The organism is Stenotrophomonas sp. B1-1 (assembly GCF_010894375.1).
Taxonomy (GTDB): Bacteria; Pseudomonadota; Gammaproteobacteria; order Xanthomonadales; family Xanthomonadaceae; genus Stenotrophomonas.
In genome coordinates, this window is sequence record NZ_JAAIUZ010000001.1 from 91,484 (window position 1) to 112,109 (window position 20,626).

Annotated in this window: 19 protein-coding genes; 10 read left to right on the plus strand and 9 right to left on the minus strand. The window is 67.9% G+C overall.

Features of this window, described 5'->3' with window-relative positions; genetic code table 11:
* Positions 1-50 precede the first annotated feature (50 nt).
* The 3 genes from G4G00_RS00435 to G4G00_RS00445 all read left to right on the plus strand — a co-directional run bounded on the left by G4G00_RS00435 (position 51) and on the right by G4G00_RS00445 (position 3,883).
* Positions 51-1,700, plus strand: coding sequence for a M28 family metallopeptidase (locus G4G00_RS00435; RefSeq protein WP_164270649.1), 1,650 nt, complete (start codon positions 51-53; stop codon positions 1,698-1,700).
* A 163-nt stretch (positions 1,701-1,863) separates the two neighbouring features.
* Positions 1,864-3,123 (plus strand): histidine kinase, encoded by a 1,260-nt coding sequence (locus G4G00_RS00440; protein WP_164270651.1) that lies wholly within the window; start codon positions 1,864-1,866, stop codon positions 3,121-3,123.
* Entirely contained in the window at positions 3,113-3,883 is a 771-nt protein-coding gene (locus tag G4G00_RS00445; protein ID WP_164270653.1) for a LytTR family DNA-binding domain-containing protein, read from the plus strand. Before G4G00_RS00440 ends, G4G00_RS00445 begins: the two co-directional genes overlap by 11 nt.
* A 72-nt stretch (positions 3,884-3,955) precedes the next feature.
* Here the strand turns inward: G4G00_RS00445 and G4G00_RS00450 are convergent, their stop codons facing one another.
* Positions 3,956-4,570 carry a hypothetical protein gene (locus G4G00_RS00450; RefSeq protein WP_108748360.1) on the minus strand — a complete coding sequence of 205 codons (615 nt, stop codon included), beginning with the start codon at positions 4,568-4,570 and terminating at the stop codon, positions 3,956-3,958.
* Positions 4,571-4,879: 309 nt separating this feature from the next.
* On the opposite strand from G4G00_RS00450, the gene G4G00_RS00455 reads away from it, so the two are divergent.
* Entirely contained in the window at positions 4,880-5,806 is a 927-nt protein-coding gene (locus tag G4G00_RS00455; RefSeq protein ID WP_164270655.1) for an oxygenase MpaB family protein, read from the plus strand.
* Positions 5,807-6,143: 337 nt separating this feature from the next.
* Here the strand turns inward: G4G00_RS00455 and G4G00_RS00460 are convergent, their stop codons facing one another.
* Positions 6,144-8,255 carry a M13 family metallopeptidase gene (locus G4G00_RS00460; RefSeq protein ID WP_108752041.1) on the minus strand — a complete coding sequence of 704 codons (2,112 nt, stop codon included), beginning with the start codon at positions 8,253-8,255 and terminating at the stop codon, positions 6,144-6,146.
* A gap of 279 nt (positions 8,256-8,534) precedes the next feature.
* On the opposite strand from G4G00_RS00460, the gene G4G00_RS00465 reads away from it, so the two are divergent.
* Positions 8,535-11,486 carry an EAL domain-containing protein gene (locus tag G4G00_RS00465; protein WP_233614817.1) on the plus strand — a complete coding sequence of 984 codons (2,952 nt, stop codon included), beginning with the start codon at positions 8,535-8,537 and terminating at the stop codon, positions 11,484-11,486.
* Between the two features lie 37 nt (positions 11,487-11,523).
* Here G4G00_RS00465 and G4G00_RS00470 read toward each other — a convergent pair whose 3' ends face one another.
* A complete protein-coding gene (locus tag G4G00_RS00470; RefSeq protein ID WP_108752043.1) occupies positions 11,524-12,405 on the minus strand; it encodes a LysR family transcriptional regulator in 882 nt (293 codons plus the stop codon).
* A 96-nt stretch (positions 12,406-12,501) separates the two neighbouring features.
* Between G4G00_RS00470 and G4G00_RS00475 the strand changes: the two genes are divergently transcribed.
* The 4 genes from G4G00_RS00475 (at position 12,502) to G4G00_RS00490 (ending at position 16,165) form a co-directional block, all read left to right on the plus strand.
* Positions 12,502-12,912, plus strand: a complete 411-nt coding sequence (locus G4G00_RS00475) for a DoxX family protein (protein ID WP_108752044.1) — start codon at positions 12,502-12,504, stop codon at positions 12,910-12,912.
* 31 nt (positions 12,913-12,943) lie between these two features.
* Entirely contained in the window at positions 12,944-13,753 is an 810-nt protein-coding gene (locus G4G00_RS00480) for a class III extradiol ring-cleavage dioxygenase (protein ID WP_164270657.1), read from the plus strand.
* Entirely contained in the window at positions 13,750-14,406 is a 657-nt protein-coding gene (locus tag G4G00_RS00485) for an alpha/beta fold hydrolase (RefSeq protein ID WP_164270659.1), read from the plus strand. Before G4G00_RS00480 ends, G4G00_RS00485 begins: the two co-directional genes overlap by 4 nt.
* A gap of 109 nt (positions 14,407-14,515) precedes the next feature.
* Complete coding sequence (locus tag G4G00_RS00490; RefSeq protein WP_108752047.1) at positions 14,516-16,165, plus strand: Na+/H+ antiporter; 1,650 nt, start codon at positions 14,516-14,518, stop codon at positions 16,163-16,165.
* Positions 16,166-16,250: 85 nt separating this feature from the next.
* On the opposite strand, the gene G4G00_RS00495 is transcribed toward G4G00_RS00490, so the two are convergent.
* On the minus strand, positions 16,251-16,499 hold the full coding sequence (locus tag G4G00_RS00495; protein ID WP_108751456.1) for a DUF3297 family protein: 249 nt from the start codon (positions 16,497-16,499) through the stop codon (positions 16,251-16,253).
* A 90-nt stretch (positions 16,500-16,589) separates the two neighbouring features.
* Between G4G00_RS00495 and G4G00_RS00500 the strand changes: the two genes are divergently transcribed.
* Positions 16,590-17,132 carry a hypothetical protein gene (locus G4G00_RS00500; RefSeq protein ID WP_164270661.1) on the plus strand — a complete coding sequence of 181 codons (543 nt, stop codon included), beginning with the start codon at positions 16,590-16,592 and terminating at the stop codon, positions 17,130-17,132.
* Between the two features lie 105 nt (positions 17,133-17,237).
* On the opposite strand, the gene G4G00_RS00505 is transcribed toward G4G00_RS00500, so the two are convergent.
* From G4G00_RS00505 to msrB, 5 genes are all read right to left on the minus strand, one after another.
* Positions 17,238-17,510 (minus strand): DUF4031 domain-containing protein, encoded by a 273-nt coding sequence (locus G4G00_RS00505; protein WP_108752048.1) that lies wholly within the window; start codon positions 17,508-17,510, stop codon positions 17,238-17,240.
* Between the two features lie 13 nt (positions 17,511-17,523).
* Complete coding sequence (locus G4G00_RS00510; RefSeq protein ID WP_108752049.1) at positions 17,524-18,021, minus strand: hypothetical protein; 498 nt, start codon at positions 18,019-18,021, stop codon at positions 17,524-17,526.
* Between the two features lie 204 nt (positions 18,022-18,225).
* On the minus strand, positions 18,226-19,182 hold the full coding sequence (gene motB / locus G4G00_RS00515) for a flagellar motor protein MotB (protein WP_164270663.1): 957 nt from the start codon (positions 19,180-19,182) through the stop codon (positions 18,226-18,228).
* A 3-nt stretch (positions 19,183-19,185) separates the two neighbouring features.
* A complete protein-coding gene (gene motA / locus G4G00_RS00520) occupies positions 19,186-20,040 on the minus strand; it encodes a flagellar motor stator protein MotA (protein WP_164270665.1) in 855 nt (284 codons plus the stop codon).
* A 91-nt stretch (positions 20,041-20,131) separates the two neighbouring features.
* On the minus strand, positions 20,132-20,599 hold the full coding sequence (msrB, locus tag G4G00_RS00525; RefSeq protein WP_108748374.1) for a peptide-methionine (R)-S-oxide reductase MsrB: 468 nt from the start codon (positions 20,597-20,599) through the stop codon (positions 20,132-20,134).
* Between the last annotated feature and the right edge of the window lie 27 nt (positions 20,600-20,626).

Genomic DNA, 20,626 nt, shown 5'->3' on the forward strand with positions numbered 1-20,626 from the left:
CCCTGCCGAACCCCTTACACTCCGGTAGGTTTGTCCTGCTGGAGAGAGCAATGAAACGAGTGGCACTGGGCCTGCTGGCCCTTTCGGTAAGCAGCGCATTGATGGCGGCCACGCCGAAGTTCGATGGCGCGCGTATTTCCGCCGATGTGAAGGAGCTGGCCTCCGACGCGTATGAAGGCCGTTCGCCGGCCACCGCCGGCGAAGAGAAGACCATCGCCTACCTCAGCAAGCAGTTCGCCGACGCCGGCCTGCAGCCGGGCGGCGACCTGAAGGATGGCAAGCGCCTGTGGACCCAGGCCGTGCCGCTGCTGAAGGGCGATATCGTCGGCGCGCCGCAGCTGGCGCTGCACCAGGGCGGCAAGACCGTGGCGCTGCAGCAGGGCAAGCAGATTGCCGTGCGCGCGGCCATGAACGGTGCCAGCGCAGTGGATATCAGCAAGGCACCGCTGGTGTTCCTGGGCTATGGCGTGAAGGCGCCGGAGCGCAACTGGGACGACTTCAAGGGCGTGGACCTGAAGGGCAAGATCGCCGTGGTGCTGATCAACGACCCCGATTTCGAGACCGGCAAGGGCGACTTCGACGGCAAGGGCATGACCTGGTACGGGCGCTGGCCGTACAAGTACGAAGAGGGTGCCCGCCAGGGCGCGCTGGGCGTGCTGATCGTGCATGAGACCGCGCCGGCATCCTACGGCTGGGCCACCGTGGCTGGTTCCAACACCAACACCATGTTCGACGTGGTGCGTGACAACCCCGCCGACACCCATCCGACGCTGGAAGGCTGGATCCAGCGCGATCTGGCGGTGGACCTGTTCCGCTCGGCCGGCCTGGATTTCGAGGCGCTGAAGAAGAAAGCGCAGCAGCGCGACTTCACCCCGGTGCCGCTGACCGGCGCCAGCCTGGATGCGAAGTACACGGTGAAGACCGAGGTGATCACCTCGCACAACGTGGCCGCGCGCCTGGAAGGCAGCCGCCACCCGGACGAGACCATCGTCTACAGCGCGCACTGGGACCACATTGGCGTGGGTGAGCCCGATGCCCGTGGCGACCGCATCTTCAACGGCGCGCTGGACAACGCCAGCGGCACCGCCTCGCTGCTGGAACTGGCCCGTGGCTTCGCCAAGGGCAAGCGCCCGGAACGTTCGGTGCTGTTCCTGGCGGTCACCGCCGAGGAAAAGGGCCTGCTGGGTTCGGAGTACTACGCCACCCATCCGCTGTACCCGCTGGAAAAGACCGTGGCGATGATCAACATGGACGGCATGGCGCCGTTCGGTCCGTCGCGTGATTTCGGCATCTACGGCACCGCGCGCTTCGAGCTGCTGGACCAGCTGAAGGACGTGGCCAAGGGGTGGGACATCCGCTACACCCCCGATCCGAAGCCGGAAGCGGGCCTGTTCTTCCGTTCCGACCACTTCTCGTTCGCCAAGCGCGGCGTACCGGCGCTGTCCTGGTCGGCCGGCCAGGACTGGGTGGACGGTGGCGTGGCGGCGGGCAAGAAGGCGTCCGACGATTACACCGCCAAGCGCTACCACCAGCAGGGCGACGAGTGGCAGCCGGACTGGGTGTTCGCGGGTGCGGCACGCGACCTGGAAGTGCTCTACACGCTGGGCAGCCAGCTGGCCAACTCGCGCAGCTGGCCGAACTGGAGCACCGACGAGTCGTTCCGCGCCGTGCGTGACGCCAGCGCCGACCAGCGCAAGTAAGGCAAGGCGGGGCACTGCCCCGCCACCTACCGGTAGCGCCGGGCCATGCCCGGCGTTGCTGTAACAGCTTCCATCCCCGCTTTCCGGGGCTTCGTCGCAGGCCGCTTGTCTGCCCGGTGCGCCGGCCTATGCTCGGCTCACCCCTTCCCAACAAGGCACTGCCGTGTTCGCCAGCCTTACTCTCATTGTCCGTCATCTGTTGGCTTGGGCCGTGGCACTGCTGGTGGCAGGCATGGTCTGGAGCGGCATCTTCAGCGGCATGAACGATGGCCCTGGCTGGATCTTCGGCCTGCTGGCGATGTTCCTGATGATTACCGCGCTGGGCAGCGCCATTACCCATGTGCGCCGGGTGTGGATGGTGGCCGGCAAGCTGGACGGCAGCACCCTGTCTGGCCGCCAGCGGCGCCAGGTGGAACTGCCCATGGACGCCGGCCAGGCCTACGCGGTGGTCGAGGCGGCGGTGGCCGAGCTGCCGCGCGTGGAAGACGTGGAAAGTTCGGCCGGCAGCCTGCAGGTGCGCGCCTACGTGCGCCGCGTGGACCTCTGGAATGGCCGCCAACCCTCGCGCTGGAACCTGCCGGCGCGGCTGGCGATCAAGCGCAACAGCGTGCAGGCCACGGTCACTCCGGGGCAGGGCACCAGCACGGTCACCCTGCTGTTCGAACCCGATGCCGGCTGGTGGGCCGATCTGCTGGCGCTGGATGAAGGCAGCAACTACGAGAACGCCGAAGCGGTGACCCGCGCGATCAGCCGCCGGGTGGCCGACCAGCGCCGCGACGAACAGGCCGCCGCCGAGCAGACCCAGGTGGAAAAGGAACTGTCGGTGGCGCGGCTGAACCTGCTGCACGCACAGGTGGAACCGCACTTCCTGTACAACACGCTGGCCAATGCGCAGGTGCTGACCCGCACCGATCCAGGCCGCGCCGAGCAGATGCTGGGGCACCTGATCCAGTACCTGCGCAGTTCTCTGCCGCAGGTGGATGAATCGGTGTCGACCCTGGGCGTGGAGCTGGAACGCACGCGCGCCTATCTGGAAATCCTGCGCATCCGCATGGGCGCGCGGTTGGCGGTGGAAGTGCAGGTGCCCAACGAACTGCAGGGCGTGCACCTGCCGGCCATGGCCCTGCAGACGCTGGTGGAAAACGCGATCAAGCACGGCCTGGAGCCCAAGCCGGGTGGCGGCACGATCTGGATCCTGGCGCGTGGCTTCGATGACCATGTGACCGTAACGGTGGCCGACGATGGGCTGGGCTTCGGCCAGGGCACCAGCGGCACCGGTATCGGCCTGAAGAACCTGCGCGAGCGCCTGCGCCTGACCTGCGGCGAGCAGGCCGGCGTGGCGATCGTGGCCAACTTCCCCTCGGGCGTGGCCGCTACCATGACCCTGCCGCAGCCGGCCAAGGAGCGCACCCATGCCGCTTGAAGCCCTGATTGCCGAAGACGAAGAACTGCTGCGCCAGGCACTGGTGGAACAACTGGCGCGGCTGTGGCCGGAACTGAAGCTGGTGGCCGCGTGCGAGGATGGAGCCAGTGCGTTGGAACAACTGGCCGAAAAACAGCCGGACATCGCCTTCCTGGATATCCGCATGCCGGGCATCAGCGGCATCGAAGTGGCCCGTTCGCTGTCCGAACTGAGCCCGCGCACGCAGGTGGTGTTCGTGACCGCCTACGACCAGTACGCCATCGATGCGTTCGAACAGGGCGCGATGGATTACCTGTTGAAGCCGGTCAGCGATGAGCGCCTGCTGGCCACCCGCGAACGCATCCTGTCGCGCCTGCCATCCACGCGCCAGGACGATGCCGTGCTGGAGCGGTTGCTGCAGCGCCTGGGCCCGTCGCAGGCGCAGCCCGAGCGTCCGCCGCTGGCCTGGATCACCGCCAGCAATGGCCGCGAAACGCAGCTGATCATGCTGGATGACGTGGTCTATTTCCGCGCCGACAACAAGTACACCACGGTGGTGACCGCCGAGGGCGAGAGCCTGCTGCGCACGCCGCTGCGCGAACTGCTGGAGGCGCTGGACCCGCAGCAGTTCCGGCAGATCCACCGTTCCACCATCGTGCACATGAAGGCGGTGGCGGCGGTCAGCCGCGACGATACCGGCAGGGGCGTGCTGCGCCTGCGCCAGCGCCGGGAAACGCTGGTGGTCAGCCAGCCGTTCATGAGCCTGTTCCGCGGCATGTAGCAGGCGCCAGAAAGAACAATGCCACCGTGGCAGTGCACGGTGGCATTGTGGCTCCCCCCGCTTTCCGGGTGATCAGAACGCCGGCTGCAGCGTCATGTCGTGGTGGTGTTCGGTCTCGCCCACATGGTTCAGGCGGCCCACCAGTTCCGAGTGCTGCTTCATGCGCCCGATCTCGGTCATGATGCGGATGTCTTCGTGGCGCAGTTCGCGCCTGGCGGTGACCGCCTGCTTGTAGTCCAGCACTTCCGGATAGTGCTCGGCCAGGTCCAGCGCTTCGGCCACGCATTCCACGCTGTCGGCACTGGAGCTGATGCGCGCGCGGCTGTTGAAGGCCTTCATCCAGCGTTCGAAGCCGGCGGTATGGTCGAACATGTTGGCCATGAACCAGATGACGAACAGGATCGACACCCACGAACCGAACACGATCACCACGCGGGTGAAGGTGATATGGAAGTCGTCGCGCCACAGGTAGTTGGCGATCAGGCCCAGGATCAGCAGCGACGCTGCCTGCCAACCCACGATGGAGGCCATCAGCCACTGGCACTTGGCCTTGGCCAGCACGGCCACCTCGTCGCGGATCTGCTGCTCGCTCAGGTTGCGCCAGTGCGCGACCTGTTTTTCGAACGGGCTGCTGTACAGCTCGTTGTCCCGCAGCAGCATTCCCAAACCCTTGAACAAAGCAATCATGGCTGGCTCCTTTCTGGAACGTGCGTCGATCAGCATTGGACGATGTGGCGGATTCAGTTCTAGCACTTCCAGCGTCCGGTGCAATGGGCGCAAAGCGAAGGGGCGCAAGGGTTTTGCCTGAATGCGTGAAGATTGATGCAGCGCAGCATCGCATTCACAGGCTGCGACAAGATGTCGCAGGGTGAATCGTGCTGCGTGCGCACATGCTGCCGCGGCGTGGCCGTCGGGCTCGCCGCAGGGCGCCGGATCGCCCAGAATCAAGCCGGACCGCGCAGAACCCGGTCGATTCCGCCACCCACTGGACCCCGTATGCCGCCGTTGCTGCACCGCTTGACCCGCCCGGTTACCGCGCCCATCCGCCGCTGGGTGCTCGACGCCTTCCCGCGTGGCCAGAGCGGTATTGATTACGACCACCCGCAGGGCGATCCCGGCTGGTTCGGACCGGACAGCATCACCTGGCGCGTGCATGCGGAACTGCCGTCCATGCTGGCCGGCGGGCTGTGCGCGCTGATGCTGCAGACCCTGCACCCGCGCGCGCTGGCCGGCGTATATGACCACTCCAATTTCCGCCAGGACCTGGTGGGGCGCTTGCGCCGCACCACGGCCTTCGTGGCCGGCACCAGCTACGCGCCCAGTGGCGAAGTGGAAACGCTGGTGGCCAAGGTGCGCCGCATCCATGCGCAGATCCGCGGCCGCACCGCACAGGGCCAGGCGTATGCGGCGGACGATCCGCACCTGCTGACGTGGGTGCACGTGACCGAGGCCTACGGCTTCCTGCAGGGCTACCGCCGCTATGGGCGCGAGGTTCCCGAAGCGATTGCTGACCGCTACTACGACGAGTACCGCTGCGTAGCCGAAGCGCTTGGCGCAGTGGACGTGCCGCGCAGCGAGGCGGAAGTGGCCGCGTACTTCTGTGCGCGCCAGCCCGAGTTGATGGCCGATGCGCGTTCGCGCGAAGTGCTGGAGGTGCTGTCCGCGGTGAACCTGCCGGTGCCGATTCCGGGGCTGTCACGCGCGGTGTTCCTGGGCGCCGGTGCAGCGCTGTTGCCGGACTGGGCCGAGGCGATGCTGGAACGCACGACTGCCCAGCGTGCACAGGCGGCGGCTTCGGCGAAGCTGATGCAGGGCATGGCGCCGCTGTTCCGCCGCGCATTGCCCGATGGCCTGGCCACCCGGGCGTGCGCACGCATGGGCGTGCCGGTGGAGGTGTTGCGGGAGTGGCCGGCCGCGCGATGATCCACGCTACGCGTGGACGGCACCCGGCGCCCCGTCTTGGGTAGGTGCCAACCTGGGTTGGCACAGCGTAGATCCACGCCATGCGTGGATGGGTGCCGGAAGGATCGTGCCAACCAAGGTTGGCACCCACCGACAGCGGGTCATGCGCGGCAAATTGTCTCTGGTAGGTGCCAACCTGGGTTGGCACAGCGTAGATCCACGCCATGCGTGGATGGGGTGCCGGAAGAATCGTGCCAACCAAGGTTGGCACCCACCAGAGCATGGGGTTGGCATCCACCAGAGCATCCCGCCCCCCCGCAAACGAAACGGGCGCCTCGCGGCGCCCGTTCGCATCAAATCACCACACCTTGACCCGCTTTTCCGGGGCCAGGTACAGCTTCTGGCCGTCCTTCACTTCAAACGCCGGGTACCACGCATCGATGTTGCGCACGGTCAGCGCACGGAACTGGCCCGGTGCGTGTACGTCGGTCAGCAGCGAATTGCGCAGTGCCTGCTCGCGGCTCTTGCTGCGCCAGGCCTGGGCGAAGCCCAGGAAGAAGCGCTGGTCCGGAGTGAAGCCTTCCAGGGTCTGGCCCGGCTTGCCCTGCAGCGACAGCTGGTAGGCATCGTAGGCGGTACCCAGGCCGGCCACGTCGGCGATGTTCTCGCCCAGGGTCAGCTTGCCGTTCACGTGCACGCCCGGGAACGGTTCGTAGCTGCTGAACTGCGCGGCCAGCGCATCACCGGCGGCGTTGAACTGCTTCAGGTCTTCGGCCGTCCACCAGTTATGCAGCTTGCCGGTGGCATCGAACAGCGCGCCGGCGTTGTCGAAGCCGTGGCTGATCTCGTGGCCGATCACCGCGCCGATCGCACCGTAGTTCACCGCATCGTCGGCGGCACCGTCGAAGAACGGCGGCTGCAGGATCGCGGCCGGGAACACCAGGCGGTTTTCCAGCGGCACGTTCATCGCATTGATGGTCTGCGGCAGCATGGCCCACTCGCTGTGGTCCACCGGCTTGCCCAGCTTGGCGATGTTGCGCTCGTACTCGAAGCGTTCGGCACGCTGCGCATTGCCCAGCGGATCGTCGCGGCGGATCTCCAGGCCGGTGTAGTCACGCCACTTGTCCGGGTAGCCCATGCCCACGGTCAGGCCGGCCACCTTGGCCTTGGCGCTGGCCTTGGTCTGCGGTGACATCCAGGCCAGCGCGTCGATGCGCTTGGCGAAGGCGGCAATGATGTTCTTTGCCATCTCGTCGGCGCGTTCCTTGGTCTTCGCGTCGAAGTGCTTTTCCACGTAGCGCTTGCCGATGGCTTCGCCGACGGCGTGGTTGGCATCGTCCACCGCGCGCTTCCAGCGATCGCTCTGCTGCGGGGTGCCGCTGAGCGCGGTGCCGTGGAAGGCGAAGCGGGCGTCGGCGAAGGTCTTGGGCAGGTAGCTGGCGGCACGGTCCAGCGCGTGGAAGGTCATGTAGTCCTTCCAGGCATCCAGCGGCTCGGTGGCCACCAGCTTGGACAGGCCGGCCACGGCCTTGGGCTGCCAGACGATGAAGTCCTGCTGCTGGCCCAGCTTGGCCGCTTCCAGGAACGCGGCCCAGTCCATGCCCGGCGCCTTGGCGCTGAAATCGGCCTGGGTCCAGGGGTTGGCGCCCTTGGTTACGTCGTTGGTTTCTTCCTGGGTGGCATGCGCCTGGGCGATCTTGGTTTCCAGCGCCAGGATGCGCTGCGCCTTGCCGGCCGGGTCGGCCACGCCGGCCAGCTGCAGCACCTTGGCGATGTAGGCCTGGTACTGCTTGCGCAGCTCGGCCATGCGGCCATCGCCCAGGTAGAAGTCACGGTCGGGCATGCCCAGGCCACCCTGTACCAGATAGGGCGCGGTGCGGTCGGGCTGCAGCAGATCCACCGACACCCACAGGCCGAACAGGCGGTCGGTGTAGAAATTGGTGGCGTTCAGCAGGTCCACGTCGGCGCGCATGTCATCGCCCAGTGCACGGGCCAGGCCGGCCTTGTCGGTGATCGCACCGATGGCCTGCAGCTGCGGCTGCACCGGGGCCAGGCCGCGCTTCTCAATGCCGGCTTCATCCATGTAGGCGGCGTAGTAATCGCCGATCAGCTTGTCATCGCCGCTGGCCTGCGCGTTGCCGGCCGCACCTTCCAGGATGGCGCGGGTATCGGCCTGGGTCTTTTCGGCAATCACGTTGAAGCTGCCGAAGCGCGAACGGTCGGCCGGGATCTCGGTGTTCTTCACCCAGCTGCCGTTGGCGAAACCGAAGAAGTCATCGCCGGCGGCGATGCTGCGGTCCATGCCGCTGGCATCGAAGCCGAAGCTGCCCAGCATCGGCTTGGCGGCAGCCGGCGCGGCTTCGGCGGGGGCGGCCGTACCTGCCGCCGGCTCGGCCGGGCGATCGCAGGCGGCCAGGGACAGGCTGGCGAGAATGGCCAGCGCCAGGGTGGGACGGCGCAGCTTGGACATGGACTTCTCTTGCGACGGAAAACCCCAAGTCTAATCCTCTGCGGCAGCGCGGGACGCGCGCCAGCACGGGTTCGGGTGTGCGCGATCTGGCTGAACACGCGCCGCCGCGCTTCACGCAGTCATCGCGCTGGTGCATGCTGCGGGGTAGGGACCCACACAGGGAATGGCCCGCGGAGCAGGTGCAGGCGTCAAGAATGCCGCGCTGCGGCCGCTCTGGTCGGGGATGTGGAGGAATCGTTCGCGCATGAAGCCAGCTGTCTGCACAGGGAATACCGACCGATGCCCGCGCTGAAACGGGCGTTGGCCCGGCCGTTGCGTGCCATCACCTGGGGCGGCGTGGCGCTGGGCGTGCTGCTGGCCGTGGGCATGGCGGCCATGCTGGCCAACGACCACCAGCGCCGGCTGGAGGCTGCGCAGCGGCAGAGCCGCGCGCTGGCGGTGGGCAGTGAACGCCTGCTGGCGCTGGAGCTGCGCAACCTGGAACGGGCGCTGGCTGGGATTGCCGGCGATGCCGCCGAGCTGTTCAGCAACGTGCCGGCGCAGGCGCCGAAGCTGCTGGATGCGGCCATTGCCGGGGTGCTGCAGCGGCACGCCGAACTGCACAGCATCGTGGTGGTCGATGCCTACGGGCGCGCGCTGACCGGCGGTGCCGACGAACTGAAACTGCCGCTGTGGGCCGACCCGCAGCGGCGCGGGCAGGGCAGCGCGCTGTACCTGGGGCCGCCGCAACGCGCCGACGATGGCACTTGGGTGGTGCCGCTGGCCCTGCCCATGGCCGACGACCGCTGGCTGCTGGCGCGGCTGCGCTGTGGCGAGCTGCAGCGCATCATCGGCGGGTTGGACGTGGGCCCCAATGGCATGGTGTCGATCACCGATGCCGACGGCTTCATGCTGGCGCGCGTGCCCGATCCGTATGGCACGGTGGGCCGCCGCTACACCCTGCCGTACCGCAACCTGGTGGGCGGACCGGCGGTGGTGGAGCTGGGCAGCTTCCCCGGCGTGGTCGACCAGATTCCGCGCATGTCCACCATCAGCACGCTGGAGCACAGCCCGCTGGCGGTGCAGGTGGGGCTGGCCGATGCCGATGTGCTGGCCGCGTGGTGGCCGTACCTGCATGCGGCGGTGGCGATCCTACTGACCTACGTGCTGGTGCTGCTGGGCCTGCTGTTCGCGATGCGCCGCAGCACCCGCAGCCAGCAGTGGATGGCGGCCGAACTGCGCACCGGCCACACCGAACTGCGCATGGCCCACCAGGTGGGCCGGGTCTGCACCTGGTACGTGGACGAAGACGCCGCGCTGCTGCACTGGTCGCCGCTGGCGCGCGAGATCTTCGGCGTGCAGACCGATGCCCTGCCGGTGGCCGAGTTCTTCGGGCGCGTGCACCGCGAAGATGCCGAACGGCTGCAGCACGCGTTCCATGAAGCGTTCGCGCGCGGCGCGGTGCTGGATGAAATGTTCCGCCTGGTGCTGCCCGGCGGCGATGTGCGCTGGGTGTCCGCGCGCGGGCAGCGGGTGGAACTGGCCGACAGCCAGCGGCGCATGATCGGTGCGCTGACCGACGTCAGCGAGCGCCATCTGGCGCGCGAACAGATGAACCAGGTCGAGCGCCGGTTCCGCCTGCTGTTCGACCGCAACCCGGCGCCGTTCTGGGTGTTCGATCCCGATACGCTGCGCTTCCTGGAAGTGAACGAAGCGGCGGTGCTGCAGTACGGCTACACGCGCGAGGAATTCCTCGGCATGAGCATCCTGGACATCCGCCCGCGCGAAGGCTGGGAGGAAGTGAAGGGCGCCATTGCCCGCGCCCGCGTGGGCGAACTGCAGGATGCGGCCGTGCGCATGCACCGGCGCAAGGATGGCTCGGTGTTCGAAGTGCGTGCGCACCTGTCCAAGCTGGATTTCGACGGCCAGCCCGCCTGCCTGGTGCTGGCCGAAGATGTGAGCGAGCGCTTGGCCTACGAGCGTGACCTGGCCTACCGCGCGCGGCACAACCCGGCCACCGGCCTGTTGAACGTGCGCGCCCTGAGCGAACAGCTGGACAGCCAGGACCGCGGCTACACCATCGCCTATGTGCAGCTGCGCGGCCTGCAGCTGGTGGCCGATACGCTGGGCCGTGACATCGGCGATGCCATCCTGCAGTCGATGGCCGCGCGCCTGGGTGGGTTGGGCGCGCGCTTCGGCACGCTGGCCTTCCAGCCGGCCGAAGACTTCGTGCTGGCCATCGCCCCGCAGCACAACACCCAGTCGGTGCTGGACGATCTGCTGCAGATCGTGTCGGCGCCGATGCGCGGCAAGGATTCGCTGCACCAGTTCGAGCCGCGCATCGGTGTGGCCGTGCGCGAGGAAGGCGATGCGCTGCGCGCCGAACAGGTGGTGGGCATGGCCGCGCAGGCGGCACATGCCGGCCGCGTGGAAGGCAACGTGGTGGCCTGGTTCGATGCGGCCGTGTCGACCCGCCTGGCCGACCGCCTGCGCCTGGCCGGGCGCATCCATGCGGCCATCGACAACGAGTTCCAGCTGTATTTCCAGCCCATCCGCCACGCCAGCGATGGCAGCCCGGCGGCGCTGGAAGCGCTGCTGCGCTGGCCGCAACCGGACGGCAGCTTCATTCCGCCCAGCGAGTTCATCCAGCTGTGCGAAGACACCGGGCTGATCCTGGCGCTGGGCCGCTGGGTGATCCGCGCCGCCGCACAGGCCCAGCGCCAACTGGTGGCTGCGGGCTGGGGCGAGCTGCCGATCGCGGTGAATGTGTCGGCGGTGCAGTTCTTCAACAGCGACCTGGTGGCCGAGTTCGCCCGCGCACAGGAAGATTTCGGCCTGGCCCGCGGCGCGCTGCACGTGGAGCTGACCGAAAGCAGCCTGATGCGCAAACCGGCGCAGGCCATGCAGACCATGCGCCGCCTGCACGAGCAGGGTATCTGCGTGTCGCTGGATGATTTCGGTACCGGCTATTCCAGCATGTCCTACCTGCAGCACCTGCCGCTGGACATCCTGAAGATCGACCGCAGCTTCGTGGCCGACGTGGAAACCAACCCGCGCAACGCCTCGATCTGCCGCGCGCTGCTGTCGCTGGGCCACAGCATGGGCCTGACCATCATTGCCGAAGGCGTGGAAACCCCGGGCCAGCTGGACTGGCTGGCCGCGCACGGCTGTGACCAGGTGCAGGGCTACCTGCTGGGGCGGCCGGCACCGCTGGAAAAGATCATCCAGGCGCTGGACGAAGTGGTTGCCTGATCGTGCAAACCCGCCGGGCCATGCCCGGCGGATGCGCTCACACTCCGGCGTCCACCAGGTAATCAATGAAACTGCGCACCTTCGGTGCCAGATGGCTGCGGCTGGTGTACACCGCGAAGATGCCGATCGGCGGCACTTCCCAATCGGGCAGCACGCGCACCAGGCGGCCATCGGCCAGCGCCTGTTCCAGCAGGAAATCGGGCTGCAGGATCACGCCCAGTCCGGCGATGGCGGCTTCGCGCAGCACGTCGCCGTTGTTGGCCTGCAGGATGCTGTTCACCGCCACGCGTACTTCGCCGCCGGGCCCCTGCAGCGGCCACTGGTTGCCCGAGGCCCAGTAGCTGTAACCCAGGCAGTCGTGCGCCGCCAGGTCCTGCGGCGTGGCTGGCGTGCCGCGCGCGGCCAGGTACGCCGGTGCCGCGCACAGGGTGATGCGGGCCTGGCCCAGGCGCCGGGCGATCAACGTCGGGCTGGGTTCGCGGGTAATGCGCAGAGCCACGTCGTAGCCTTCTTCCACCATGTCCACCAGACGGTCGGACAGCGCCAGGTCCAGTTCCACCTGCGGGTAGCGTTGCCGGTAGCCGGCCAGCAGCGGCCCCAGCCGGGCGATGCCCCAGCTGACCGGCGCGTTGATGCGCAGCGTGCCCGACGGTTCCAGCGCCTGCGCTCCTACGCTGGCTTCCAGCGCGTCGAATTCGGCCAGCAGGCGCACGCATTGGGCGTAGTAGGCGGCGCCGGCGCTGGTGGGGCTGACCCGGCGGGTGGTGCGGTGGAGCAGGCGGGTGGACAGGCGCTTTTCCAGCGCGGCCACCTGCCGGGTGACCCCGGCCGTGGATACCCCCAGCGCCTCGGCGGCGGCACTGAACCCGTTGCGCTCGACCACGGCCACGAACACGCGCATGGCGTCCAGAGTGTCCATTGTTGCGCCTTCTGAAATAAATACGGTCGTTTCATCGTATTTATCGGCTGGCGGCTGCGCAATAACCTGTACGCACTCTCCCTGAGGTACGCCCCCATGAAAACCTCCGCTGCTGCCGTTTCGCCGCTGGCCCCGTATGCCGCCACTGTGCTGCGCCTGGCCCTGGGCGGCCTGTTCCTGGTGCACGCGCTGACCAAGCTGCTGGTGTTCACCCCCGCCGGTACCGCCGCGTTCTTTGCATCGCTGGGCCTGCCAGGCGCGCTGGGCTACCTGACCATCGTGGTCGAGCTGGCCATCGCGGCGGCCCTGCTGCTGGGCGTGTACGCGCGCTGGGTGGGCCTGCTGGGCGTGCCGCTGCTGCTGGGCACGATCGTGACTGTGCACGGCGCCAACGGTTTCGGCTTCGCCAACGCCGGCGGTGGCTGGGAATACCCGGCGTTCTGGGCGCTGGCGCTGGTGGTGCTGTTCCTGCTGGGCGATGGCCGCTGGACCCTGCGTTCGCGCTGATCGCCGCTTCCCCCCGTATCTGGAGAACCTCATGTCCCGCCTGCCTTCGCTGTACATCTCCCACGGCTCGCCGATGACCGCCCTGCACCCGGGGCAGGTGGGCGTGCGGCTGGCCGAACTGGCCCGCGACCTGCCCACTCCGCGTGCCATCGTGATGGCATCGGCGCACTGGCTGGCGCGCCAGCCGTTGGTCGGCGCGCATCCGCAGCCGCCCACCATCCACGATTTCGGCGGCTTCCCGCGCGCGCTGTTCGAACTGCAGTACCCGGCGCCGGGCGACCCCGCGCTGGCCGAAGAAGTGGCCGGGCGCATCGCCGCGGCCGGCCTGCCGGTGGCGCTGGATGCGCAGCGCGGGCTGGACCATGGCGCCTGGGTGCCGCTGCGGCTGCTGCGCCCGCAGGCCGATATTCCGGTGGTGCCGCTGTCGATCCAGCCGATGCTGGGGCCGCAGCACCAGTTCGCGCTGGGCCGTGCGTTGGCGCCGCTGCGCGAACAGGGCGTGCTGCTGGTCGGCTCGGGCAGCATCACCCACAACCTGCATGACTGGCGCGACTACCAGGACGGCAAGGAGGCGCCCTACGTGCGCCCGTTCATTGAATGGGTGGAACAGCGCCTGGCCGCCAACGATCGCGATGCGCTGTTCGACTACCGCCGCCAGGCGCCGTTTGCCGAGCGCGCGCATCCCACCGACGAGCATCTGCTGCCGTTGTACTTCGCCATGGGCGCGGCCGGCGGCGATGATTTCGGTGCCACCCGCATCGATGCGGGTATCGATGCGGGCATGCTGGCGATGGACCTGTACCGCTTCGATGGCGCCGCGCCCGTGCGGGAGGCCGCATGAGCGCCGTGCTGACGCCGGTGCTGGAGCGGCCGGCGCAGGGCAGGGCGCAGGGCCTGGTGGTGCTGCTGCACGGCGTGGGCAGCAACGAGCAGTCGCTGGCCGCGCTGGCCAGCACGCTCGATCCGCGCCTGCACGTGCTGCTGCCGCGCGCACCGCTGGTGTTCGGGCCGCAGGCGTTCGGCTGGTTCACCGTGTGCTTCGGCGCGCAGGGGCCGGTGATCGATCCAGCCCAGGCCGAAGCGTCGCGGGTGCTGCTGCGCGACTGGTTGGCCGTGCAGCAGCAGCGGCTGGGGCTGGATGCGCGGCAGACCGTGCTGGCCGGCTTCAGCCAGGGCGGCATCATGAGCGCCAGCGTGGCGCTGACCGCGCCGGAGCGGGTGAAGTCCTTCGCGATCCTGTGCGGCCGCATCCTGCCGGAGATCGCGCCGCTGATTCCGGCCGATGTGGCCGGCGCCGGGCTGGACGGCCTGGTGGTGCACGGGCGGCAGGATGACAAGCTGCCGTTTGCGCTGGCCGAAGCTGCCTCGCAGCGCCTGCAGGGGCTGGGCGTGGCCCACCGGCTGCGTGATTACCCGGTGGGGCATACCTTGTCCGCGGACATGCAGCAGGTCACCCGGGACTGGATCGCGGCGCGTTTGCTGTCGCCGCCCTGACGCGCATTCATACGGGCGGCCGCAGCGGCCGCCAGCTGTGCTAAGTTTTTTTCCTGTCTCCGGCGCACACCGGTTTTTCCGGCCCCACGCGCCGCTTCCCGGAAGAAGCATGCACACCATCGAAGTCGTCCTGGCGATGCTGGTGGCCGTTGTCGCCAGCGGTTACCTGGTTCGCGTCCTGCCCTTTTCACTGCCGCTGCCGCTGGTGCAGATCGGCCTGGGCGCGGTCATCGCCGGGGTGTTCAACCGCGGCCATGCGCTGGAACCGGAAGTGTTCTTCCTGCTGTTCCTGCCGCCGCTGCTGTTCCTCGATGGCTGGCGTATTCCCAAACAAGGCCTGTTCCGCGACAAGGGCGCGATCCTGGAACTGGCCTTCGGCCTGGTGGTGTTCACCGTCATTGGCGCCGGCCTGCTGATCCACTGGATGATTCCGGTGATGCCGCTGGCGGTGTGCTTCGCGCTGGCGGCCATCGTCTCGCCCACCGATCCGGTGGCGGTGGGCGCGATCGCTTCGAAGGCGCCCATTCCCAAGCGGCTGATGCACATTCTGGAAGGCGAATCGCTGTTGAACGATGCCTCCGGCCTGGTCTGCTTCCGCTTCGCGGTGGCCGCGGTGATGACCGGATCGTTCTCGCTGGCCACCGCCTCGCTCACCTTCCTGTGGGTGGCCGTTGCCGGCCTGGCGGTGGGCGTGGCGGTCACCCTGGGCGTGTCCACCTTCCAGCGCTGGCTGTGGCGCCGCTTCGGTGAAGAGCCCGGCGCGGCCATGCTGGTGAACCTGCTGATTCCGTTCGCGGCCTATCTGCTGGCCGAAGAGATCCATGCTTCGGGCATCCTTGCGGCCGTGGCCGCCGGTATTGCGATGAGCTACGTGGAGCTGACCGGCCGCGTGTCCGGCAGCATGCGCGTGCAGCGCGCCGGGGTCTGGAACATGCTGCAGTTCAGCTTCAACGGCATCATGTTCGTGCTGCTGGGCGAGCAGTTGCCGGGCATCGTCGAGCGCGCGACCACCACCATGAACGAGACCGGCCACCAGAGCGCCTGGTGGCTGCTGGTGTACGTGGTGGTGATCAACGCGATGTTGATCGCGCTGCGCCTGCTCTGGGTCTGGCTGTCGCTGCGCTGGAACCTGCTGCGCGCGCGCCGCCGTGGCCTGCAGCATGGCGAGGCACCGAACTGGCGCATCGTGGTGGCCACCTCGGTGGCCGGCGTGCGCGGTGCCATCACCCTGGCCGGCGTGCTGACCCTGCCGCTGTTCCTGCCCGATGGCAGCCCGTTCCCCGCGCGTGACCTGGTCATCTTCCTGGCCGCAGCGGTCATCCTGTTCTCGCTGGTGGGCGCCAGCGTGGCCCTGCCGCAGCTGCTGAAGGGCCTGCAGCTGCCGGCCGATTCGGGCGAGCGCAAGGAAGAGGACCTGGCCCGCAAGCTGTCTTCCAAGGCCGCACTGGCCGGGGTGGAGCGCATGCGCCAGCAGCTGGTGATGAACCAGAACACCGACAACGTGCAGCTGTTCAATGACGCTGCATCGCGGGTCAGCCTGCTGTACCAGCGGCACCTGGAAAAGGACAACGAAGGCCCCGACGTGGACCCGGACAAGGTCAAGCGGATGGAGCAGGGCTACCGCCAGCTGCGCAGCGCGGGGCTGAATGCCGAACGCGAGGAGCTGTTCCGGTTGACCCGGCGCGGGGTGATTTCCGATGAGATCTCGCGGCGCCTGATCCGCAACCTGGACCTGCTGGAATCGCGCCAGCGCGGCTGACCCTGAGTTGTAGAGTCGAGCCATGCTCGACTGCTCTTGCCGGCAGGAGAGCAGTCGAGCATGGCTCGACTCTACAAGAAGGCGGTTATTCCGGCTTCTGTTCCAGGAAGTACACCTCGACCTTGCCCTTGACCTTGATGGTCATCGGGTTGCCGCGGCGGTCGCGCGCCTTGCCGGCCTGCACGCGGATCCAGCCTTCGCTGACCGAGTATTCCTCGACGTTGTCACGTTCGACATCGTTGAAGCGCACGCCCACGCCGCGCTCCAGCGCCTGCGCATCGTGGAAGGGGCTGGCCGGGTTGATGGCCAGGTGGTCGGGAGGGGTATCGCTCATCGCATCATTCACAGTGACGGCCACCACGGCCGGCTTCAGCGGCACAGGATAAACCGTAGAATGCCGGCCTGCCCCACAGGAATGCCCGCCATGCCCGACAACAGCGACTATTTCGACTTCGAGGAAGACGCCCACGATTTCGACGAGGACGACTTCGAGGCCCGCATCTGGAACCTGCTGGTACTGATCAACCCCGGCGATGATGAGCTGGCCCTGCAGCAGTTCAACCGCTGGCGCGAGATGCTGGCCGAGGCCGGCGAGCCGCTGGAGGCCGACGCGGACTGGCTGCCTGCGCTGTTCACCGCCATTGCCTGGCAGTCCGGGTTCGAGGTGGAGCGCGATGATCTGGAATCGCTGCAGTCGGCGGTGAACGAGCTGTCGGCGCGCTTCAACCTGCAGCTGGACTGGGGCGGCGACCTGGACGACGAGGATTTCGCCGAAGACCTGGACGGGGTGCAGCTGATGTCCACCGCTTTCGACCGCCTGCGCGAGCACAACTACACGCTGTGGAGCGTGGATGCCGGCAGCGGCAGCTTCACCGGCTGGATGGCGCTGACCCGCGACGACGATGCGCTGCTGGCGCTGTGTTCGTTGCTGAACGTGGAAGTGCGGCTGGGCAGCGACCCGTTCTGAGCGATGGCCCGCCCCGGCGGGGTAGCGTCGACCGTTGGTCGACTGTCACGCGCAGCGCGGGGTTGATCGGGACCGGGGCGGAGAGCAGTCGACCAACGGTCGACTCTACCGGTATTGCGCGCGGGCGTTGGCGATCACCGCTTTCACCAGGGCGCGGTCGCTGTGCCGGGAAATGGCGCGGGCGCCGAGGGCGATCGCCTGCGCGCGCAGTTCGGCGTTGACGTCGTAGTGCGCGCCGCTGGCCTTGTTCTGGAAGGCCCGCGGTGGAATGCCGAGCTGCGCCGCCATGGCGTGCAGCTCGGCCAGGGTGTCGGCCATCAGGTGCGCCCAGCGCTGTCCGCGCCAGGCATGCACCGCGTCATCGACGTAGACCGCCACCGCCGCGGCCGGCTCAGGCCTGCGGCTTGCCGTCGGTGTCGGCGTCAGCGGCCACCGGGGCCTCGGCGTCGGCAGCGACTTCTTCGGCCACCACCGGTTCAGCGCTGGCATCTGCGCCTTCTTCGGCTTCCACGCCTTCGAACTCGGACACCAGCTTGTCCAGGTACTCATCGGCGGTCTGGCCGGCTTCAGCGGCCAGGGTGTCCAGCAGCTTCTGCAGCAGCTCGGAATATTCCAGGTTGACCTTGCGGCCTTCCTTTTCCTGCACGTTGGACAGGTGCTTGAGCATGGCCAGCATCGGCACCGGGTTGTCCGCGTTGCCCATGGTCTGGCCGCCGATGGCCAGCAGCCACTCGCGGCCCTGCAGGCCGATGGCGGCGACCGGCTGGCCGTCTTCGTTGGTCAGCACGGCATGGTTCTGCACCTGCTGCTGGGCGTTCAGGCGCAGGAACGGACGCTTGGCCTGCTGCTTCTTGCGCTTGTCGCGCTTGGCCTTGGAGTTCTGGGACATGGGTGGGGTCACCTGGAAAAGGAAAGACCGCCATTGTACTGCCCTTGGTAGGTGCGGACCTTGGTCCGCACGCGTTCCGGGCCGGGGGCCGGTAGAGTCGACTGTCAGTCGACTGGCGCGCGAAGCGCGGGATGGTGGATGCCAGCCCTGAAGCAGTCGACTGACAGTCGACTCTACCCCTCGATTCCCCGTCCCAACCTCCGGTCAGGGCGTCACGGCCGGAGGGCTGGCCTCGCCCTGTGCAGCCTGCACGTCCGGGTCGACCGTGGTGGCCGACAGCCCCACCTGCGGGCCGGCACCGGCCAGCGCGGCCTCTTCGGCGGCGTGGGTCATCACCACGATGCTGATGCGGCGGTTGATCGGGTTCTGCGGGTCCACCTTGTCGAACAGCACCGACGAGGACAGGCCCACCACGCGGGTGATCTTGCTGTCTTCCAGGCCACCATCGACCAGCGCACGACGCGCGGCGTTGGCGCGGTCGGCGCTCAGTTCCCAGTTGCCATAACCGCGCGCGGCCGAATAGGCGGTGATATCGGTGTGGCCGGTCAGGCTGATCCGGTTCGGCACGTGGTTCAGGTACTCGGCCAGCTCGTGCAGGATCTGCTGCGTGTACGGCTTCAGCGACGCGCTGCCCAGGTCGAACATCGGCCGGTTCTGCTTGTCCACGATCTGGATGCGCAGGCCTTCCGGGGTCAGGTCCAGCAGCAGCTGGTCCTTGAACGGTTCCAGCGCCTGGCTGCGGCTGATCGCTTCCTGCAGCTCCTTCATCAGCGCTTCCAGCTGCTGCTTGTCGCGCTGCTGCTGGTCCACCGGCTGCTGCAGGGCCTGCTTCTGGTTCTGGAAGGGGTCGTTGCTGTTGCCGCGGGACAGATCGGTGGCGCCGCCCAGCTTGATCATCGAGGTACTGGCGCCGCCCGGGCCGGCCATGCCCGGTGCCGGCGTGGGGCTCTGCCCGGCCAGCGGGCTGGGGTTGCGGAAGTATTCGGAAATGGCCGCGCGTTCGGGCTTGCTGGTGCTGGCCATCAGCCACAGCACCAGGAAGAAGGCCATCATGGCGGTCACGAAGTCCGCGTAGGCCACCTTCCACGAGCCGCCATGGTGGGCGCCATGGCCGGCCTTCTTGACCTTGCGGACGATGACGGTGGGCTTGGTCTCGGCCATGGCTTACTTGACCGTCTTCAGGTGCTGCTCGAAATCGGAGAACGCCGGGCGCACGTTCGACGGCAGCGTCTTGCGGGCGAATTCCAGCGCGATCTTCGGGTTGTAGCCACGCAGGCAGGCCAGCAGCGCGGTCTTCACCGATTCGTAGATGCGGCTGTCCTGTTCGGCGCGGGCTTCCATGGCCGAGGCCATCGGGCCGACGAAGCCATAGCCCAGCAGGATGCCCAGGAAGGTGCCGACCAGCGCGCCGGCCACGTGGCCGCCCACTTCAACGATGTCGCCACCGATCGAGCCCATGGTGATGACGATGCCCAGCACGGCCGCCACGATGCCGAAGCCGGGCAGGCCGTCGGCCACCTTGGTCAGCACCTGCGACGGCGCCATGGCTTCGGCGTGGTGCTTTTCCAGCTCCAGTTCCAGCAGCGGTTCCAGCTCGTGCGGCTCGATGTTGCTGCCGATCATCAGGCGCAGGCAATCGGTGATGAAATCGACCAGGTGGTGGTCGGCCTGCACCTTGGGGTAGTTGGCGAACAGGGCGCTTTCGGCGGGGCGTTCGACGTGGTCTTCCAGCGCCATGAAGCCTTCGCGGCGGGCCTTGTTCAGCAGTTCATAGAGCAGGCTGAGGACATCGATGTAGTCCTGCTGCTTGTAGCGCGGGCCCTTGAACACGCCGACCATGGCGTGCAGGGTCTGCTTGACCGTCTTGGCCGGCGTGCCGACCAGGAAGGCGCCCAGGGCAGCGCCGCCGATGATGACCAGTTCGTAGGGCTGCCAGAGGGCACCCAGGCGGCCGTGGGCGCCGAGGTAGCCGCCGAGCACGCTGATGATGACGACCAGGAATCCAACGATGATGAGCATGGCGTGACGCAAGGAGGGGGGATATCTCCTTGTCGGCGCGGCACCGGGATTTCTGAAGAGCGGATTGTGTGAAGTCGGTCGGCGGGGGTGTTCAGTCCGCCGTGCCGGTCTCGGCGCCGCCGCGCTGCAGCGGATTGGGCCATGGCTCGCCCTGGCCGGTGAAAGAAAGTGAGACCGAATTCAGGCAGTGGCGCTCGAAGGTGGGCGGCGGGCCGTCCGGGAAGACGTGGCCCAGGTGGCTGCCACAGCGGGCGCAGGTGATCTCGGTACGCACCATGCCGTGGCTGGTGTCGCGGATTTCGCGCACATGGGCCGGGTCGTAGGGCGCGAAGAAGCTGGGCCAGCCGGTGCCCGAATCGAACTTGGTGCTGGAACGGAACAGCGGCAGCGCGCACAGGCGGCAGCAATAGACGCCGTCGCGCTTGTTGTCCAGGAACACGCCGCAGAACGGCGCCTCGGTACCGTGCTGCAGCAGCACGCGGCGCTCTTCGGCGCTCAGGCCGGCAACCAGCGCATCGGTCTGGGCGGCGGTGGGGGGCGTGAGGTCGAACGCGCTCATGCGGCTCTCCGGGGCGGTGGGATGCTG

Coding starts and splice junctions, on each gene's coding strand:
- G4G00_RS00435 (WP_164270649.1), top strand. CDS start 51: ATGAAACGAGTGGCACTGGGCCTGCTGGCCCTTTCGGTAAGCAGCGCA.
- G4G00_RS00485 (WP_164270659.1), top strand. CDS start 13,750: ATGAGCGCCGTGCTGACGCCGGTGCTGGAGCGGCCGGCGCAGGGCAGG.
- G4G00_RS00500 (WP_164270661.1), top strand. CDS start 16,590: ATGCCCGACAACAGCGACTATTTCGACTTCGAGGAAGACGCCCACGAT.
- msrB (WP_108748374.1), bottom strand. CDS start 20,599: ATGAGCGCGTTCGACCTCACGCCCCCCACCGCCGCCCAGACCGATGCG.
- motB (WP_164270663.1), bottom strand. CDS start 19,182: ATGGCCGAGACCAAGCCCACCGTCATCGTCCGCAAGGTCAAGAAGGCC.
- G4G00_RS00475 (WP_108752044.1), top strand. CDS start 12,502: ATGAAAACCTCCGCTGCTGCCGTTTCGCCGCTGGCCCCGTATGCCGCC.
- G4G00_RS00510 (WP_108752049.1), bottom strand. CDS start 18,021: ATGTCCCAGAACTCCAAGGCCAAGCGCGACAAGCGCAAGAAGCAGCAG.
- G4G00_RS00490 (WP_108752047.1), top strand. CDS start 14,516: ATGCACACCATCGAAGTCGTCCTGGCGATGCTGGTGGCCGTTGTCGCC.
- G4G00_RS00460 (WP_108752041.1), bottom strand. CDS start 8,255: ATGTCCAAGCTGCGCCGTCCCACCCTGGCGCTGGCCATTCTCGCCAGC.
- G4G00_RS00465 (WP_233614817.1), top strand. CDS start 8,535: ATGCCCGCGCTGAAACGGGCGTTGGCCCGGCCGTTGCGTGCCATCACC.
- motA (WP_164270665.1), bottom strand. CDS start 20,040: ATGCTCATCATCGTTGGATTCCTGGTCGTCATCATCAGCGTGCTCGGC.
- G4G00_RS00495 (WP_108751456.1), bottom strand. CDS start 16,499: ATGAGCGATACCCCTCCCGACCACCTGGCCATCAACCCGGCCAGCCCC.
- G4G00_RS00445 (WP_164270653.1), top strand. CDS start 3,113: ATGCCGCTTGAAGCCCTGATTGCCGAAGACGAAGAACTGCTGCGCCAG.
- G4G00_RS00450 (WP_108748360.1), bottom strand. CDS start 4,570: ATGATTGCTTTGTTCAAGGGTTTGGGAATGCTGCTGCGGGACAACGAG.
- G4G00_RS00455 (WP_164270655.1), top strand. CDS start 4,880: ATGCCGCCGTTGCTGCACCGCTTGACCCGCCCGGTTACCGCGCCCATC.
- G4G00_RS00480 (WP_164270657.1), top strand. CDS start 12,944: ATGTCCCGCCTGCCTTCGCTGTACATCTCCCACGGCTCGCCGATGACC.
- G4G00_RS00470 (WP_108752043.1), bottom strand. CDS start 12,405: ATGGACACTCTGGACGCCATGCGCGTGTTCGTGGCCGTGGTCGAGCGC.